This window comes from Mycoplasmopsis cynos, assembly GCF_900660545.1.
Lineage (GTDB): Bacteria > Bacillota_I > Bacilli_A > Mycoplasmatales > Metamycoplasmataceae > Mycoplasmopsis > Mycoplasmopsis cynos.
This window is the reverse complement of sequence record NZ_LR214986.1, coordinates 904,389-921,906: the sequence shown is the minus strand read 5'-3', so window position 1 is coordinate 921,906 and position 17,518 is coordinate 904,389. Positions and strand designations below refer to the sequence as shown.

The following is a 17,518-nucleotide window of genomic DNA, read 5'->3' as shown; positions in this document are numbered from 1 at the left end:
TAAAAATATATATGATTTGCTTTTTTGTGTTAAAATATATAAGACTTTTAAATAAAAGCGATTTTAAAGTTTTTTGATAAAATAGATTTATTATTATAAATATATGTTTTAGGAAAAGGACAGGATCTAGATGAAAGGCTAGACTTAGGTTGGTTTTAGCGCTAAAACAAACATAAAAATTATAAAATTATAGGATTATGAAAGGAAAATATGGCAAAATTAGATTTTGACCGTAGTAAAGAGCACGTTAACGTTGGTACAATTGGACACGTTGACCATGGTAAAACTACATTAACAGCAGCTATTGCTACTGTTTTAGCTAAAAAAGGATTATCAGAAGCTCGTGATTATGCTTCTATTGATAATGCACCCGAAGAAAAAGCACGTGGGATAACAATTAACACATCACACATTGAATATCAAACAGAAAAACGTCACTATGCACACGTTGACTGTCCTGGTCACGCTGATTACGTTAAGAACATGATTACAGGAGCAGCTCAAATGGATGGTGCTATCTTAGTTGTTGCTGCAACAGATGGGCCTATGCCTCAAACACGTGAACACATTCTTTTATCTAAACAAGTTGGTGTTCCGCGTATCGTTGTTTTCTTAAACAAAGTTGATATGTTAGAAGGTGAAGAAGAAATGATTGAATTAGTTGAAGTTGAAATTCGTAGCCTTTTATCAGAATATGGATTTGATGGAGATAATGCGCCAATTATTCGTGGTTCAGCTTTAAAAGCACTTGAAGGTGATGCTAAATACGAAGAAAAAATATTAGAATTAATGGACGCAGTTGATTCATATATTGAAACACCTGTTAAAGAATATGACAAACCATTCTTAATGGCTGTTGAGGACGTATTTACAATTACAGGACGTGGAACAGTTGCTACTGGACGTGTTGAACGTGGAACACTTAAATTAAACGAAGAAGTTGAAATTGTTGGATTAAAATCTACTAAGAAAACAGTTGTTACAGGAATTGAAATGTTCCGTAAAAATCTTAAAGAAGCTATCGCGGGAGACAATGCAGGATTATTACTTCGTGGAGTTAACCGTGATGATGTAGAACGTGGACAAGTTCTTGCTAAACCAGGTTCAATCGTTCCTCACACAGAATTTGAAGCTGCTATTTATGTTCTTAAAAAAGAAGAAGGTGGACGTCACACACCATTCTTCAAGAACTATAAACCACAATTCTATTTCCGTACAACAGATGTTACAGGTGGAGTTGAATTCGAAGCTGGACGTGAAATGGTTATGCCAGGTGAAAACGTTAACTTAAAAGTTAAATTAATTGCACCTATCGCTGTTGAAGAAGGAACAAAATTCTCAATTCGTGAAGGTGGACGTACAGTTGGTGCTGGTTCAGTAACAAAAATCGTTAAATAATTTTTCAAAAATAAAACAAAAACACACTATAGTGTGTTTTTTTCAATGACTTAATTAAGCAGGTAATTTAGCAGGGAAAACATCTTTACTATTTTTGATATTGTCTGTGCTAAATACGATTTTTTCTGTTCCATCTTTCTTTCAGAAAATAAATGTATAGAATTTTCCATCTTGAAGTTTATTTTCGCCTTCAAATTTTCATCTTAATGGGAAATCATCACTTGTTGCTGTTGTAGTTGCTTGTTTAATCACAACTGGTTCAACTAGTGTGTTATCAGTTTCTGATTTTACTTCTGTTGCAAATGCAACTCACTCTCCTTGAACACCTTGGACTGGAGCAAGATGTAATCCTATATTAAAAATTCCTTTTGCATCCAATTTATTGCTTTTATCTGCTGGGAATAATAATTCTCTAGTTTTAACACTACCTGTATGTTTAGCGATACCGTGTTTGGTAAAATCAATTGTCTGATTGGTTTTTCTAACAGTTCCCTCAGGTAATTTAGCAGGGAAAACATCTTTACTATTTTTGATATTGTCCGGGCTAAATACGATTTTTTCTGTTCCATCTTTCTTTCAGAAAATAAATGTATAGAATCTTCCATCTTGAAGTTTATTTTCGCCTTCAAATTTTCATCTTAATGGGAATTCTCCATTTGTTGCTGTTGTAGTTGCTTGTTTAATCACAACTGGTTCAACTAGCGTGTTATCAGTTTCTGATTTTACTTCTGTTGCAAATGCAACCCACTCTCCTTGAACACCTTCAACTGGTGAATGATGTAATCCAATATTAAAAATTCCATTTGCATCTAACTTATTTTCATTTTTAGCCGCTGGGAATAATAATTCTCTAGTTTTAACACTACCTGTATGTTTAGCGATACCGTGTTCGGTAAAATCAATTGTCTGATTGGTTTTACGCTTGTTTTGTTCAGTTGGAGAACATGCCACAATGGCCGCAACTGGTATTGAAACAAGCGAACCTCCTAATATACTAATTGTTTTTTTTATTTTTTTCATATTTCCTCCGTTTTAAAAATTATACTATCTTTTATAAAAAAAGTAAAAAGTTATTTTTTTGCTTAAAATTAAATTAAAAAGTAACTTTTTACCTTTTTGTCTCATTTTGATTTATTTTATAAATACATATAAATGTTTAATAATAATTTATAATATGAACTATTAAAGGAGTTAAAATGATAAACATTGTTTTATTCGAACCGGAAATACCACCGAATACAGGGAATATTATTAGAACATGCTATTCATTAGGCGCTAAATTACATATTATAAAACCGATTAGTTTTGATTTACATCCTAAATATTTACGCCGTTATGGCGCAGGTAGAATGTTGTCTGATATTAGACATGAAATACATAATTCTTATGATGATTTTTATAAAAAATATGCTGATAAAAATATTTTTTATATAACTAGATATGGTTTAAAAACATATGAAAAAGTTGATTATAATGCAGAATTTAAAAAAAATAGTGATATTTGATTAATGTTTGGGACAGAATCAACTGGAATACCTAAAAAAATACTAGCATCTCATATTGAGAAATGTTTAAGAATACCAATGGTTTCTAAAATGCGTTCAATTAATTTAGCTAATTCTGTTTGCGTTATTGGATATGAGGTAATGAGGCAGTTAAACTGAAAAGATTTATCTATATATGAGGTTGAAAAAGGTAAGGACTTTTTATTAAAGAATGATTTTGACAAGCAAACAGAATATTAAAATAAAAGAATTAAAAAAACTTCATAATAAAAAATTTCGGAAAGAGTCTAATCTTTTTTTGATTAGTGGATATCATCTTGTTAATGAAGCTTTAACAAAGGATATAGTTGTTGAAATTTTAGAAACTGAAGATTCTAATTTTTATCAAAATTCAACAAAAGTTAGTTATGACATAATTAGTTATTTATCACAAACAACAACACCTCAGAAAGTAATTGCTGTTTGTGATAAAAGAAAATTACGTAAATATCCAATAAAAAAGGTTGTAGCTTTAAATAATCTTCAAGATCCAGGTAATGTTGGAACAATTATTAGAATTGCAAAGGCCTTTAATTTTGATACTGTAATTATTGAAAATTTAGATGTTTTTAATGATAAAGTAATAAGAGCTAGTCAAGGTGCATTATTCAAATTAAATATTATTGAAACAAATGATCTTGAAAGTGAATTGATTAAATTAAAAAATAATGATTATACAATTTATGAGACACTTTTAAATAAAAATGCCCAAGTTCTTAATTCAATAAAATTTGTAGAAGATAAAATGGTAATTGTTTTTGGTAATGAAGCAAATGGAATTAGACCAAATATTCAAAAACTTTCTGATTTAAATATTTATATTCCAATTGAATTTGAAAGTCTTAATGTAGCTATTTCTGCTGGTATTGTATTAGATAAGGTTTATAATAGGAGTAAAGATGAATAACGATTTAACAAAAATAGATCAATTAATTTCTTGAATTGAAAAAAATGAGTTCACTATTTCATTGGATGGATATAATGTGCATGAAATTGATGAATTTGTAAAAAAGATAATTTCATGAGTGAAAGTAATTAATAGTGACAATGAAGAATTAAAACAAAAAATGGAATTGTTAGAAAAAGAGTTATTTAATAAGACTAATGAATTAAATAAAGCAGAATTTGAGATCCAAAGATATAAAACTACATTAAAACAATTGGAGAAAGTAAACGATGAACGAAAACCTAGAAAAACCGCATAATCTAGTTCAATGATATCCAGGACATATGGCAAAAGGAATTAGAGAAATAAAAGATATATCTAATTTAGCCGATATTTTTATCGTTGTTTTAGATGCTAGATGTCCAATAAGTTCATACAATGAGGATTTTGATTTAATTGCCCCACATAAACCACGCTTATTTATTATTACTAAAAGTGATTTAATGGATCAAAAGAAAAGAGATTTAATTTCAAGTAGATTTAAAGGCGAAAATTTATTATGACTTGATTTAAGAAATACTTCATCTAAGAAAATGATTTTATCTAAATTAAAAGAAATGAGTCAAGAAAGAATTTTAAAAAATAAAGCGAAAGGAATGATTCAAACAAAGATAAAATCATTTGTTGTGGGAGTTCCTAATTGCGGAAAGAGCACCTTAATAAATTTAGTTTCTAATAAAGCAGTATTGAAAGTAGCTAATTTTCCAGGAGTTACAAGAGAAAAAAAATGAGTTGTAAATGGAGAGTATTTATTTTTAGATACGCCAGGAATTTTGTTACCTAAATTTAATGATCAAGAACCGGCAATAAAACTTTTAGCAGTCGGTTCAATTAAGGCAGAAAACTTTCCGGTAGAATTTGTAGCTTGTAAAATTTATGAACTAGTTTCAAAATATTATCCTGAAAAACTTATTAAGCTAGGATTGAAACCATCAAATGATGAAATTGAAATTTATAGTTTATTTAGAGAATATGCTGAAATATTTAAATTCTTCAAAGATCAAGGTAAATTAGATATTATTAAAGCTCAAAGACACTTTATTCAATGAGTTAAAAATTTAAAAGGTGTAACATTTGATTAATGACGAGTTTAAAATAATTGTTAAAAAATCAACTTTTTTATCATATATTTTTGAAATAAGTGATAAAAAAGAAATTAAAGAAATAATTCAAAAATTACAATTAGAGCATAAAAAATCAAGACATATTTGTTATAGTTATTCAATAAATAAAAACGGCAATCAAAGTGCTGGATTTCATGATGATGGAGAACCTAAAAATACAGCAGGAAGACCAATTTATGAAATTATAAAAATTAAAAATTTAAATAATGTTTTGGTTGTTGTTGTGAGATATTTTGGCGGAATTATGCTAGGAGCAGGCGGGTTAATAAAAGCTTATCGAGAATCTGCAAAACTTGCAATAGAAAATTATATAAAAAATAAGGAGAAGATATGTTAAAAATTTATAAAGAAATTAACGAAAAGATGCAATTATTAAAACCAGCTTTTGAAGGGGAAATTTTTCCAGAACTTGTTGGAAAGAAAAATTTTAGTATTACTGATGATTTAGTTAATAAAACATCATATGTGTATTTTGATACTAAACACCAAACTTGATTTGAATTTTGCAATTGATTTTTATCATTTGCAAATTCACATCAAAGAGATTATCTGATTGATATTGAAGAATTCAGTAAACATTTTGAGTATTCAAAATTATTAAGAATGTTTATTACTAAAACTATTTTTGCAAAAGCTGAATTATTTAAAAAGTCAATTGATAAAAAAGCAAAATTTGAAACCAAACAAATTGGCATTTTAGTAAAAAATGAAACACTTGAAGTCCAAAAATTAATTAAGAAATTTGAACTAATTGCGCTCAATGTTAATAAAGCAAGAAATTTACAAATTATGCCCGAGAATTTCCTAAATTCAGAAATGTTAGCTTCTGAAATTGTAAATGATTTTTCCGGTATAGATGGTTTAAAAGTTGAAGTTTTAACTAAAAAAGAAATAAAAGATCTTAATATGGGACTCTTGCTTTCTGTAAATAAAGGAAGCACTCATGAACCAAGAGTTGTTGTTATTTCATATAGAGGAGATAAAAAATCAAAAGAACATACATCAATAGTTGGTAAGGGTATCACATTTGATACTGGTGGTGTTAATACTAAAGGTTATTATATGGATGGAATGAAGTTTGATATGTCTGGTTCAGTTGTTGCTGCTTATACTGTTAAGACATTAGCTGAATTAAAAGCAAAAGTAAATGTTTCAGCAATTATGTGTATTACCGATAATAGAATTAATGCAGATGCTTCATTGCCTGAAAATGTTTACCAATCAATGAGCGGTAAATGAGTTGAGGTTGTTGATACTGATGCCGAAGGTCGTTTGGTATTAGCTGATGGAATATTTTATGCAGCTGACAGATTAAATGCAACAACAATTGTAGATGTTGCAACTTTAACTGGGTCTATTTTAACCTCGTTATCTAATGTGTTTTCAGGTATCTGATCAACTAATGAAACTAAGTGAGCAATATTTGAAAAGGCAGCTCAGACAGCACAAGAAAAAGTTTGAAGAATGCCTTTACACAAGGATTTTCATAAGGGAAATGAAAGTTCAAAAGTTGCTGATTTAGCAAGTTGATCAAAAATTGTTAGACAAGATTCTTCACAAGCAGCAATGTTTTTAAAAGAATTTACTAAAGATGTTGATTTTATTCATTGTGATATAGCCGGAACAGCTGATATCAATGGAGAACCACAAGGTCCATTAATTGCTACATTAGTTGAATTTGTTTTAGAATTACAAAAATAATATTTAGACTAATCACATTCAATGCTTAAAAATAATTGAAAATTAATAAATAATAGTAAAATATTTATATCTTTATGATTAGAAAGGAAATGATGAAATTAAATAAAGTAGAAAATGCTAGAAATAACTCTATGTTATTAAAAGCGATTTTTAAAAAACAAGAATTACCTAAAAATTTAATAGAAAAAAATAATGTTGTAACTGAATATTTTGATACAAATCAAGCGTTTGTTTTTCTTGGAGATGAAGATAAATTTACATATGAATCATTATTCAATTTTGCAAAAGGTTTTTTCACTAATCAAGCGAGAGATTATCAAATTGATTTAGATAGTTTTATTAAAAAAGATCTCACAATTGATCAAGTGGTTAGTGCATTTATTAATGCATACAATTATGTAAATGCTGATATTTATAATGCTAAAACTTCAAAAAAAGCTGATAAATTTAATATTTCATTATACACTATAAAAAGCGAAAATGAATATTTTGAAGCTTTAAATAAGTCAAATATCTTATCTGATTGTGTTAATTTTGCTAGAGATCTACAAATTACTCCACCGAATATTTTGAATTCTGAAAAATTAGCTGATGATGTTGTCAATGATTTGAAACAATATTCAAATCTAAAAATAACTGTTTTAAATAAAAAAGAAATTCAAGAACATAAAATGGGATTGTTGCTTTCTGTAAATAGAGGAAGTGTTTATGAACCAAGAGTAGTTGTTATTGAATATAATGGAAATCCTGATTCAGATGAAAAAAGTGTTTATGTAGGTAAGGGAATCACTTTTGACTCAGGTGGATATTCATTAAAACCAAGTCGCTCAATGCTTGGGATGAAATTTGATATGTCTGGATCTGTGTTTGTGGCTAGTGCAATGAAAGCTATTGCTCAATTAAAACCAAAAACAAATGTAGCTGCAATTATGTGCATCACTGATAATAGAGTTAATGCAGATGCTTCATTACCAGATTCAGTATGAACTAGTATGAATGGAAAAACTGTTGAAATTAATAACACCGACGCTGAAGGTCGTTTAGTTATGGCTGATGGTATAACATATGCTGTTAGAAATCTTAAAGCGACTAGAATTGTTGATGTAGCTACTTTAACAGGCGCAATCTTAGTTGCATTAGGTAGCACATACACAGGTGTATGAGCTACATCAGATAAAGCATGAGATGATCTTAAAAAAGCAGCCGATCAACAACATGAACTTGTTTGAAGAATGCCACTTGATGAAGCTTTTGCAAAGGAAATTAAAAATTCACCAGTTGCAGATTTAAAAAATACTGATTTATCTGGTGCAGGCGGAGGAAGTTCATCTGCTGCAATGTTCTTAAAAGAATTTACAGAAGATGTTGAATATATTCATCTTGACGTGGCAGGAACAGCTGAACAAGGTGGAAGACCAACAGGTGTTATGGTTAAAACTTTAGTTCAATTAGCTCTAAATAATAAAAATTAATAGATTTACCAAAAAATAACTTTTTTATGCAAATTTAAATAAAAAAGTTATTTTTTACTTTTTTATTTTTATATTGTATAATTTTTTCAAATCAGAAAAGAGGTAAATATGTTACGTGAAATAAATGCACAAGAAGCAAAAAATGAAATCAAAACAGGAAAAAAACTTTTAGTATTTCACGCTTTATATTGTGGACCATGTAAAATGTATAAATCTACATTAGAAGAACTAGCAGATAAAAATGGTGTAGAAATTTTAAGGGTTAACATTGAAGAAAATAAGGAATTTGCAACAGAATCAGGTGTTAGAGCTATTCCTTATACACAAGTTTATCAAGATGGTTCTATGATAAAAGATTTAGTCGGATATAGAACTTATGATGACTTATTAAGTGAACTAGATAGTTTTTTAAAATAATTAAAAAAATCAGCTATTAAACTGATTTTTTTAATTAGTCTAATAAATAGATATGGTGCCGACAACTGGACTTGAACCAGCGACCCCATCCTTACCATGGATGTGCTCTGCCGACTGAGCTATGACGGCTTTTGCTTGATTATTATATCATTAAATGAGAAAAAGTTGAAATCTATATTTATGTTGATTATTTAATATATAGTTTATAAAATATTTATTTTCAAAAACCGCGCTTTTGCGCGGTTTTTGAAAATAAAAAAATTTTTTTACTTTTTAGCCTTTTCAGCCTTAGCTTTATCAGCTTTTTCCTTTTCAGCCTTAGCTTTATCAGCTTTTTCCTTTTCAGCCTTAGCTTTATCAGCTTTTTCCTTTTCAGCCTTAGCTTTATCAGCTTTTTCCTTTTCAGCCTTAGCTTTATCAGCTTTTTCCTTTTCAGCCTTAGCTTTATCAGCTTTTTCCTTTTCAGCCTTAGCTTTATCAGCTTTTTCCTTTTCAGCCTTAGCTTTATCAGCTTTTTCCTTTTCAGCCTTAGCTTTATCAGCTTTTTCCTTTTCAGCCTTAGCTTTATCAGCTTTTTCCTTTTCAGCCTTAGCTTTATCAGCTTTTTCCTTTTCAGCCTTAGCTTTATCAGCTTTTTCCTTTTCAGCCTTAGCTTTATCAGCTTTTTCCTTTTCAGCCTTAGCTTTATCAGCTTTTTCCTTTTCAGCCTTAGCTTTATCAGCTTTTTCCTTTTCAGCCTTAGCTTTATCAGCTTTTTCCTTTTCAGCCTTAGCTTTATCAGCTTTTTCCTTTTCAGCCTTAGCTTTATCAGCTTTTTCCTTTTCAGCCTTAGCTTTATCAGCTTTTTCCTTTTCAGCCTTAGCTTTATCAGCTTTTTCCTTTTCAGCCTTAGCTTTATCAGCTTTTTCCTTTTCAGCCTTAGCTTTATCAGCTTTTTCCTTTTCAGCCTTAGCTTTATCAGCTTTTTCCTTTTCAGCCTTAGCTTTATCAGCTTTTTCCTTTTCAGCCTTAGCTTTATCAGCTTTTTCCTTTTCAGCCTTAGCTTTATCAGCTTTTTCCTTTTCAGCCTTAGCTTTATCAGCTTTTTCCTTTTCAGCCTTAGCTTTATCAGCTTTTTCCTTTTCAGCCTTAGCTTTATCAGCTTTTTCTTCTTTAGGTGAACATGCTACAATGCTAGCACCCATTAGTGTAGTGATCGATAATAGACCAAGGCCGCTGAATATTTTTTTATATTTTTTCATGATTTTTAAAAATTCTCCTTATAATAGTTAAAGATTTGTTACTTAAAAAAAAAAAAAAAAACTTATAAATAAGCAATATAAATATTAAATTTAGTAAAAATATTTAAATGTTCAAAAAAATTTTATTTTTTTATTCGTGCTCAAACGTAAAACTATCAGCTAGAAAATAGACAAGTTCCTTTTTTTTTTTTTTTTTTAATAAAATGTAATACAATTGATAAATTGTTAAATTGTCCTATATAATAAGAGAAAAATTTAATTAATAAATTAATTTTTATTAATCTTTATTTTTGCAAGTAACTTCATTATTTTTATATTTTCATATATATTTATTTATTATTTTTATTTCTCATTATGAATTTATAGAAATATTTTAATTAAAATTATGTAAATTTAATAATAACCTATTGTTTTTATAAACACAATTTTATTCTGAGTGTTTTTAAATTAATGAAATGAGATGTTTAAATATTATTTACATAACTAATATTAATTCCTATATGATATAAAAGGATTTTGTAGAAAAGTAAGAACATAAAAAATGATGTGAAACTAAACTTGTTGTTTAATTTTTAACTTCAATGTTGAGTTTGTATAAATTTTTTATATTGAATTTATATAATGATATTTATATCAATAACATAATTATTTTCTTTAGTTATCTATTCTATTAATAATATCTTCTTCGCTTTTTGTTTAATATATGAAATTTAAGAATAATCTAAGTTTGATTTTAGACATTTATTTATAAGAATTGAATGTATTATGGAAATTAAATAATTATATTTTTTCCTTTTGAAATTGTTAAAAGCAAAAAAGACAACATTTTCATTAACTTTTAATATTATTCTATATAGATGCCTATGTTTTATTGCATTATAATATTTTTTTTATCTAAAAAAAAAAAAAAAAAGAACTTGTCACTTTATAACACATGTTATCAACGGTTTAATTAGTTCATTAGAATTAAAATATCGATTGATTTTTTAATTTATAAAATAGAAATTCAATAAATTGAATTTATAAGCATTTTTGTTTTTTAAGTAGTTAAGTAAATAATTATAGGAGTTTCTACAAATTATGAAGAAGTATAAAAAAATATTCAGCGGCCTTGGTCTATTATCGATCACTACACTAATGGGTGCTAGTATTGTAGCATGTTCACCTAAAGAGGAAAAACCTAAACAAGGGCCTAAAACCCCACAAACAGGGCAAGATAATTCTGGTACTAAGACCGAAAAAGGGTCAAAACCTGACAAAAAAATAAATAAAGATATCACTAAAGAGGACTTCGATCGTCAAATACATGGTCATAAAACACCTAATACTGATGAAAAAGAAAAGGAAAAAGGAATTGATGATGCTGGAAATTCAAAAACCAAAAGTAAAGAAGTAATGGACGTACTTGCTAAAAAACATAGCTTGTCAATTAAAGCTTCTAAAAATGATGAAATAACTATTGCGTTAAACTTTGATGATAAAGCATATCAACCAAAAGCTGAATTATATAAATTAAATATTGAAGTAGTCGATAAGTTTGGTTCAAGCGAAGCTGATAAAAAGACAAAAAGCGAATTGGTTTCTGGTAAAAAAGGAAGCATTGCTAATGAAGTGGTTTTCACTTTAAAGCTTGAAAAGAAAGACAAGCCATATCAAAGAATTTTAGTTCAAGTATCTAAATTGAGTTATGACAATAATTTAATATCAGAAAGCAAGATCGAAATTGAAAATGGCCAAAATATAACACTCAATTAATTTTTAAAAACAAAACTCTAGAATAAATAAATCTAGAGTTTTGTTTTTAAATGCTATCATAATAATTTAGCTCAATGGGTTCATTGATTTTTATTTTTATAGCTTCATTAGCAATATATTGATCGATTCTTTGACAATGATGAATGATTCTTTCAATCGCTCTAAGTAGACGACTATAATCAAAATCGAATTCTAATTGTTTTTGTGATAGGTTTGTTTTTAATCTATATATATTGGTTTTCGCATATTCTAAGGACAAATTATTAGCATCATCTTTTAGCTCATTAATATATATACTTCTTTCGTGAGAAAATTCTTCTAATTGAAAAATAACATTATCTAATATTTTAGATGTGATATTTAATAAATTTTTAATTTCTAAGATCAATTCATTATCTAGAATGAATTTTTGAGGTTTTTTAGGATCGTTAACTTTTTTCAATTCTAGTATTACTCTTGATCCTATTGTCATAATTTTGTCAACAGATCTAGAAGATAGTACTAAGGATAAATGTATTTTTGCTTCTTCAGTTGATAAATTATTTGAAGTTATTTTGATTAAGTAATTATAAATATTCCGTCTTGTTTCATCAATGATATTACTAAGTTCTTCATATTTGTCAATTAATTTATAATTTCCGGTATTTAAGTATTTTTCAAGAATCATTAGTCCACTTTTTGAAATTCTTGCTTGCTCTTGAAGTGCCTTTTTAGCAGATTTTAAAGCTAAAAATGCATTTTGATTAATAAGTTCATATGGGAGTATAATTTGATAATTTGTTGTTAGATTATCATCTTTAATTATTTTGTTAACTAATATTTCTAAATACTTAATTAACCATATATATATTCCAACGAGGATGAAATTAAACAACAAGTGAGCGATAGATAATTGAAGCGTTTTGTTTGAATTATCTACGATTGAAGTGATTAATGTTTCAAAGAAATTTAATGGATATAAAAATGGTAAAACAAGTAATGAGATGCTTAGATTTGTAATTCCTCAAATAATTGCAATTTTTTGAGAATTTTTATTTTTTGATGTAAATGAAACAACTAGTCCTGTTATGGTAGTTCCAACATTTGAACCAAGTACCAAAGCAATTGCTGAATTAGTTGGAAGAATATTATCACTCTGTGCATAAACTATTTGATATAAAGTGACAGTTGCGCTTGAAGACTGCAATATTCCTGTTAAAGCAAACGAAAATATAAACGCGAGTCAAGGATTTATTCCAACTACACCAATTGATTTTTTGAATAAATCAGTCTTAACAATAGCAACCGCAGATGATGAAAGAATTTTTAATGAAAAGAAAATCATTCCAATCGAAAGAATTATTAAAAATATATTAATTCAATTGGTTCTTTTTGTTAGAATTCAACCAAAAACACCTATAAACATTAATAAAATAAAATATTCAGTAAATGCAAATGATGATTGAAAAGAAACGATTAATGATGTAGTAGCAGTACCGATGTTAGCGCCCAATAAAAAGGCGATCGCGACCTTCAAACTTATAAACCTCGCTGCTAGTAAACCCATAATAAGTGCTACAGCGCCATCAGATGATTGTATTAATGTTGTTATAAATACACCTATAATAAGAGCCATAAAATTATTTTTTGAAATAAAATTTAATATTTTTTTAAACTTTGTGTCTCCGAGTGATTTTAAGGAAGATGATAATTTTTTGGTAGAAAAAATAAATAATGCTAAACTAGCTAGTGCAAAAATTATTGCTAATGATATGCTTGAAAAATTCATAATTATTCCTTAATCAAAAATATCTTTTATTATACTAAACAAAAATATAAAAAATAAAAAAGTACGATCAAAATGAAAAATGTGAAAACATTTTTATATTTTTAAAAATTGTATATGGATAATTATCCATATACAATAATTTAATCTTCAAATAATTTTTTTAATTCACCATATCCTTCATGTTCCATTTCATCAAATGGAATGAATTTAAGTGAACCTGAGTTAATACAATATCTTAATCCGCCACTTTCAGCTGGTCCATCATTAAAAACATGACCTAAGTGAGAATCGGCATTTTTACTTTTTACTTCAACTCTTTTCATATTATGTGAATAATCCATAAATTCATTGATTACACTATCATTAATTGGTTTACTGAAAGCAGGTCAACCACAACCTGAATTAAATTTATCAGTTGATTTAAAAAGTGGTGTTCCATCCACGATATCCACATATATACCTTTTTTAAAATGATTATCATATTCATTTTTAAAAGGGGGCTCTGTGTGTCCTTCTTGAGTTATTTTATATTGAAGTTCAGTTAATTCTTTTAAACGTTTTTCTTTGTCGAACATTTTTCCTCCTTATTGTATAAATATTATAAAGAAAACTTAATTTTTCAAAAAAAGAAAAGACAATAGCTGTAATTACAAACTATTGTCTTCTTATTTATAAGTATTTTTAATTTTTAAGTATTTCTTTTAATATTTTTTTTAAGTATTTTTTTTTTTTTTTTTTTTAAGTATTTTTAAAAGTATACCATATATTTTTTTGATTTACAAATTTTAAAAGTTAACAAAATTTTTAAAAAATATTCTTCTAATTATTCATTATACTTTAGATATTTTTTTATTAAAAGTTACTAAAATGCACTTATACAAGGCTTAAAAGTTAAAATGTTTTTAATTTTTGAAATTTTTATGAAGCTAGTTTTCTTTATAACTTGAATATTTTTTTTCACTTTTTTTAGAAAAAAAATATTCATTTTTATTAAAAAACTAGAAAAATAGCAAAAATAAGTATTTTTTTCCTCTTGAATGATGATTTATTTTTCTCAATCTGATATTGATTTTTTTAGTTGATTTCATAAATTTTTGTCAAGTGACGTGTGCCCAGCTGCATCAATAAGAAAAAGTTTTGAATTTGGTAGTTTTTTATGTAATAAATATGCACCTATTGGCCGACAATCGATATCTTGTCTTCCGTGAATTATTGTAACATCATGATTTAGTAAAATGTTTACATTATCTAAAATATAGTTATCATATGGCAAGAAAGATTGATTTATAAAATAATGACTTTCTAGTAATGAGATGGCTAATGCATCATTAATGTCGGTTTTTGAATATCTTTTCTTAGCGTTAAATTTTTTAATAGAAACAAGAGAATTTTCTCAATTAGAAAACATAATTGCAGCTTCTTTTTGTAATGCTGATGACTTGCTAATAAAAATTTTGTAGTATTTTTCTAAAATACTATTTCCTTTTTCATTTTTAATTAGCCCATAATATTTTTCAAATAAATCTGGATAAAACTCTGAGGCGCCATTTTTTTCATAAAGAAAATTAACGTCTTCTTGTCTTGCTAAAAAAACAGCTCTTAATAATATTTTAGCAACATTTTTTGGATATTTAATAGCGTACATTAAACTAAGAGTAGTGCCTCAACTGCCACCAAATAGATTAATTTGCCCTAAATTTAAGTATTTTCTAAGTTTTTCGATATCTTCTACTAATTCATTTGTATTATTGTCTTTTAATTCTAAAAATGGTTGACTTTTACCGCAACCTCTTTGGTCAAAGAAAATTAGTTTAAACTTTGTTAAGTTAAATAATTCTTTTAGTTTGAATGAACTGCCTCCGCCTGGACCACCATGGACAATGAAAACAGGAATTCCAATAGGATTCCCATGTATTTCATAGTATATTTTATGTAGTTCAGAAACTCTTAAAAAATCTGCTTTTAATAAAGAAGTACTAGAATGGTTTTTCATTTGTTTCTTCTGGTCTTGAAAAGACATAATGTCCATTTTCGGTTACTAAAACATCATCTTCTATTCTTGCTCCGCCTAATCCTTCAATATATATTCCTGGCTCAACGGTTATTATCATGCCTGGTTCTAAAATTGTTTGAGATCTAGAAGAAACTGATGGTAACTCATGAACGTCAATTCCTAAACCGTGACCTGTTGAATGAGTGAAGTATTTTCCATATCCTTTTTCAGTAATATAATCTCTACATATTTTATCAATTTCACTTACCTTGATACCTGGTCTTACGGCTTTCCGCCCTAATGCAGCTGCCTCTTTTACAATTTGTAATATTTTTTTAGCTTCTTCATTAGTTTTTGATTCATTTCCAACTATAAATGTTCTAGTAATATCAGCTGTATACCCTTGATATAATGCACCAAAATCTACTTTTAGTAAATGATTGTTTTCTATTACTTTATCAGTAGGGTGATGATGTGGTTCAGCTGAATTTGGACCACTAGCAATTATTTCATCGAATCCTTCTTTATCAGCACCGTTTTTCTTCAACATAAAGTTAAGCATTGCAGCTGCTTCTTTTTCTGTTACTCCTGGCTTAACTCATTTTTTGAATTCATCTAATGCTTTCATAGAAATATCAATAACGGCTTGCATTTTAATTAATTCTTCTTTTGATTTAACAATACGTAATTCCTGTGCACTTACTCACATAATTTCATGAGGCTCAATTAATTTTATAATATGATCTTGAACTTGTTTGATTAAGTAATCTTTTTCTAAAGCTATTTTCTTAAAATTTTTTGCTTTTAGTCAATCTGACATTACATTACCTTGCAAAAGCACAACATCAACATTTTTAGCATTTTTTTTAGCATATTCAATATATCTACCATCAACAAATAATGTTGCTTTATCTTTTTCAATCACCAAGTATCCATCAGTTGTTTGAATTCCTGAATATCATAATCTAGTTTGAGGCGCTTCTGAAATTAAAGCATCAATTTGGTATTTTTCAAATATATTATCTAATTTTTTTCTATTCATAATAAGACCTTTCTGTGTATATATATTATAATAGTTTGTTTTTAAACATTATGTTTTTATTAATAAAATTTTTATATTTTATTAAGTAGAAATTGAGATATTTTGATATATTTTATAAATATTAACAAAACAATTATAAGAATTTTATTACATACTATTATATTTTTTATCATTTAATGATTCATATGAAAAATAAATTTTATATGTGATATAAAAATAAATAAAGTATATGAGTTTAGGATAGAATAACCAAAAATGGTTTTAAAAAATAAAAACTTCAATTATTGAAGTTTTTATTTTTTTTCTTTATGGTTTGTATGAGCATTACATTTTGAACAATATTTTGATAACTCAACTTTTTCAGGATGGTTCTTTTTGTTCTTTTTAGAAATGTAATTTTCCATTTTGCATGATTGACATGTTAATGTATATCCTTCTCTTGCCATTTTACTCCTTTTAATATTTATTGCATTACATATTATATAATTTTATACACCTTAATTTTAAGTAATTAATTTAAAAAGTATATTTTTCAGGATGTTCAAGTTTCATTTTTGCTATGAATTCTTTTTTATCCATTGCACCATATTTATCCATTAACTCAACACATTCATTGTATTCTGAAATTGCATATTCAAGTCCTTCGAAACCTGAAATTTGTGTAATGTTAGGTCGTTTTCAATTTTTATATGTGCTAAAAAATGTTTTAACTGAATTTAAAAATTCCATTGGTAGGTCTTCAAGTTTTTGAATGTGATCTAATCTATAATCGTCAGCGTGAACTGCAATTAATTTAGTGTCAGTTTCACCATTATCAATCATTTTCATAGCACCAACTAATCTAGCATTTAATTTAGTACCAGGTTGAAAAACTTCATCTGAATAAACCAATACATCTAGCTCATCGCCGTCTCAATCTAATGCTTCTGGTACAAAACCATAGTTGCATGGATAAACAAAATCACCTCTAAGAATTCTGTCTACTTCGATTTCTTTGGTTTTTCTATTGTATTCATACTTAATTTTTGAGTTTTTTTGGATTTCGATTTTAACGCTAATGTTTTTCATAATCTAAATTATATTATAAACATAAAAATATTGAAAAAGTGAGAAAAAA

The 17,518-nt window shown here is 27.3% G+C and carries 18 protein-coding genes and 1 tRNA gene; 10 read left to right on the top strand and 9 right to left on the bottom strand.

The annotated features are described in order from the left end of the window. Nucleotides 1–210 precede the first annotated feature (210 nt). The gene (tuf, locus tag EXC48_RS04140; RefSeq protein ID WP_015287681.1) at nt 211–1,398 is read left to right on the top strand and encodes an elongation factor Tu; all 1,188 of its coding nucleotides are present in this window, start codon (nt 211–213) and stop codon (nt 1,396–1,398) included. Nucleotides 1,399–1,452: 54 nt separating this feature from the next. Here tuf and EXC48_RS04135 read toward each other — a convergent pair whose 3' ends face one another. Next, on the bottom strand, nt 1,453–2,418 hold the full coding sequence (locus tag EXC48_RS04135; protein ID WP_129720987.1) for a hypothetical protein: 966 nt from the start codon (nt 2,416–2,418) through the stop codon (nt 1,453–1,455). 176 nt (nt 2,419–2,594) lie between these two features. On the opposite strand from EXC48_RS04135, the gene EXC48_RS04130 reads away from it, so the two are divergent. From EXC48_RS04130 to EXC48_RS04095, 8 genes are all read left to right on the top strand, one after another. Continuing rightward, nucleotides 2,595–3,143 (top strand): tRNA (cytidine(34)-2'-O)-methyltransferase, encoded by a 549-nt coding sequence (locus tag EXC48_RS04130; RefSeq protein WP_129720985.1) that lies wholly within the window; start codon nt 2,595–2,597, stop codon nt 3,141–3,143. Further along, complete coding sequence (locus EXC48_RS04125; RefSeq protein ID WP_129720983.1) at nt 3,115–3,849, top strand: TrmH family RNA methyltransferase; 735 nt, start codon at nt 3,115–3,117, stop codon at nt 3,847–3,849. The genes EXC48_RS04130 and EXC48_RS04125 overlap by 29 nt, the downstream gene beginning before the upstream one ends. Continuing rightward, nucleotides 3,842–4,147 carry an MAG0865 family DivIVA-related protein gene (locus EXC48_RS04120; RefSeq protein WP_015287677.1) on the top strand — a complete coding sequence of 102 codons (306 nt, stop codon included), beginning with the start codon at nt 3,842–3,844 and terminating at the stop codon, nt 4,145–4,147. Before EXC48_RS04125 ends, EXC48_RS04120 begins: the two co-directional genes overlap by 8 nt. Further along, entirely contained in the window at nt 4,119–4,970 is an 852-nt protein-coding gene (ylqF, locus tag EXC48_RS04115; RefSeq protein ID WP_129720981.1) for a ribosome biogenesis GTPase YlqF, read from the top strand. The genes EXC48_RS04120 and ylqF overlap by 29 nt, the downstream gene beginning before the upstream one ends. Next, on the top strand, nt 4,963–5,349 hold the full coding sequence (locus EXC48_RS04110; RefSeq protein ID WP_129720979.1) for a YigZ family protein: 387 nt from the start codon (nt 4,963–4,965) through the stop codon (nt 5,347–5,349). The genes ylqF and EXC48_RS04110 overlap by 8 nt, the downstream gene beginning before the upstream one ends. Continuing rightward, nucleotides 5,343–6,713: a M17 family metallopeptidase gene (locus EXC48_RS04105; protein WP_129720978.1), complete on the top strand. Its 1,371-nt coding sequence runs from the start codon at nt 5,343–5,345 to the stop codon at nt 6,711–6,713. The genes EXC48_RS04110 and EXC48_RS04105 overlap by 7 nt, the downstream gene beginning before the upstream one ends. Nucleotides 6,714–6,805: 92 nt before the next feature. Next, complete coding sequence (locus EXC48_RS04100) at nt 6,806–8,185, top strand: M17 family metallopeptidase (RefSeq protein ID WP_129721092.1); 1,380 nt, start codon at nt 6,806–6,808, stop codon at nt 8,183–8,185. A 108-nt stretch (nt 8,186–8,293) separates the two neighbouring features. After that, complete coding sequence (locus EXC48_RS04095) at nt 8,294–8,602, top strand: thioredoxin family protein (protein WP_041593830.1); 309 nt, start codon at nt 8,294–8,296, stop codon at nt 8,600–8,602. A 53-nt stretch (nt 8,603–8,655) separates the two neighbouring features. Here the strand turns inward: EXC48_RS04095 and EXC48_RS04090 are convergent. Then, nucleotides 8,656–8,731, bottom strand: a tRNA-Thr gene (locus tag EXC48_RS04090). A gap of 137 nt (nt 8,732–8,868) precedes the next feature. Continuing rightward, nucleotides 8,869–9,843, bottom strand: coding sequence for a hypothetical protein (locus tag EXC48_RS04085; protein ID WP_129720977.1), 975 nt, complete (start codon nt 9,841–9,843; stop codon nt 8,869–8,871). Nucleotides 9,844–10,923: 1,080 nt separating this feature from the next. Here EXC48_RS04085 and EXC48_RS04080 point away from each other — a divergent pair. Further along, on the top strand, nt 10,924–11,598 hold the full coding sequence (locus EXC48_RS04080; protein ID WP_129720975.1) for a hypothetical protein: 675 nt from the start codon (nt 10,924–10,926) through the stop codon (nt 11,596–11,598). 46 nt (nt 11,599–11,644) lie between these two features. Here EXC48_RS04080 and EXC48_RS04075 read toward each other — a convergent pair whose 3' ends face one another. The 6 genes from EXC48_RS04075 to EXC48_RS04050 form a co-directional block, all read right to left on the bottom strand. Further along, nucleotides 11,645–13,366 (bottom strand): Na/Pi cotransporter family protein, encoded by a 1,722-nt coding sequence (locus EXC48_RS04075; protein WP_129720973.1) that lies wholly within the window; start codon nt 13,364–13,366, stop codon nt 11,645–11,647. 140 nt (nt 13,367–13,506) lie between these two features. Then, nucleotides 13,507–13,941 (bottom strand): peptide-methionine (R)-S-oxide reductase MsrB, encoded by a 435-nt coding sequence (msrB, locus tag EXC48_RS04070; RefSeq protein WP_129720971.1) that lies wholly within the window; start codon nt 13,939–13,941, stop codon nt 13,507–13,509. 470 nt (nt 13,942–14,411) lie between these two features. After that, nucleotides 14,412–15,359, bottom strand: coding sequence for a prolyl aminopeptidase (gene pip / locus EXC48_RS04065; RefSeq protein WP_223216329.1), 948 nt, complete (start codon nt 15,357–15,359; stop codon nt 14,412–14,414). Further along, on the bottom strand, nt 15,343–16,401 hold the full coding sequence (locus EXC48_RS04060) for an aminopeptidase P family protein (RefSeq protein WP_129720967.1): 1,059 nt from the start codon (nt 16,399–16,401) through the stop codon (nt 15,343–15,345). The genes pip and EXC48_RS04060 overlap by 17 nt, the downstream gene beginning before the upstream one ends. Nucleotides 16,402–16,694: 293 nt before the next feature. Then, on the bottom strand, nt 16,695–16,847 hold the full coding sequence (gene rpmG / locus EXC48_RS04055) for a 50S ribosomal protein L33 (RefSeq protein WP_015287661.1): 153 nt from the start codon (nt 16,845–16,847) through the stop codon (nt 16,695–16,697). Nucleotides 16,848–16,917: 70 nt separating this feature from the next. Beyond that, nucleotides 16,918–17,469, bottom strand: coding sequence for an inorganic diphosphatase (locus EXC48_RS04050; RefSeq protein ID WP_129720965.1), 552 nt, complete (start codon nt 17,467–17,469; stop codon nt 16,918–16,920). Between the last annotated feature and the right edge of the window lie 49 nt (nt 17,470–17,518).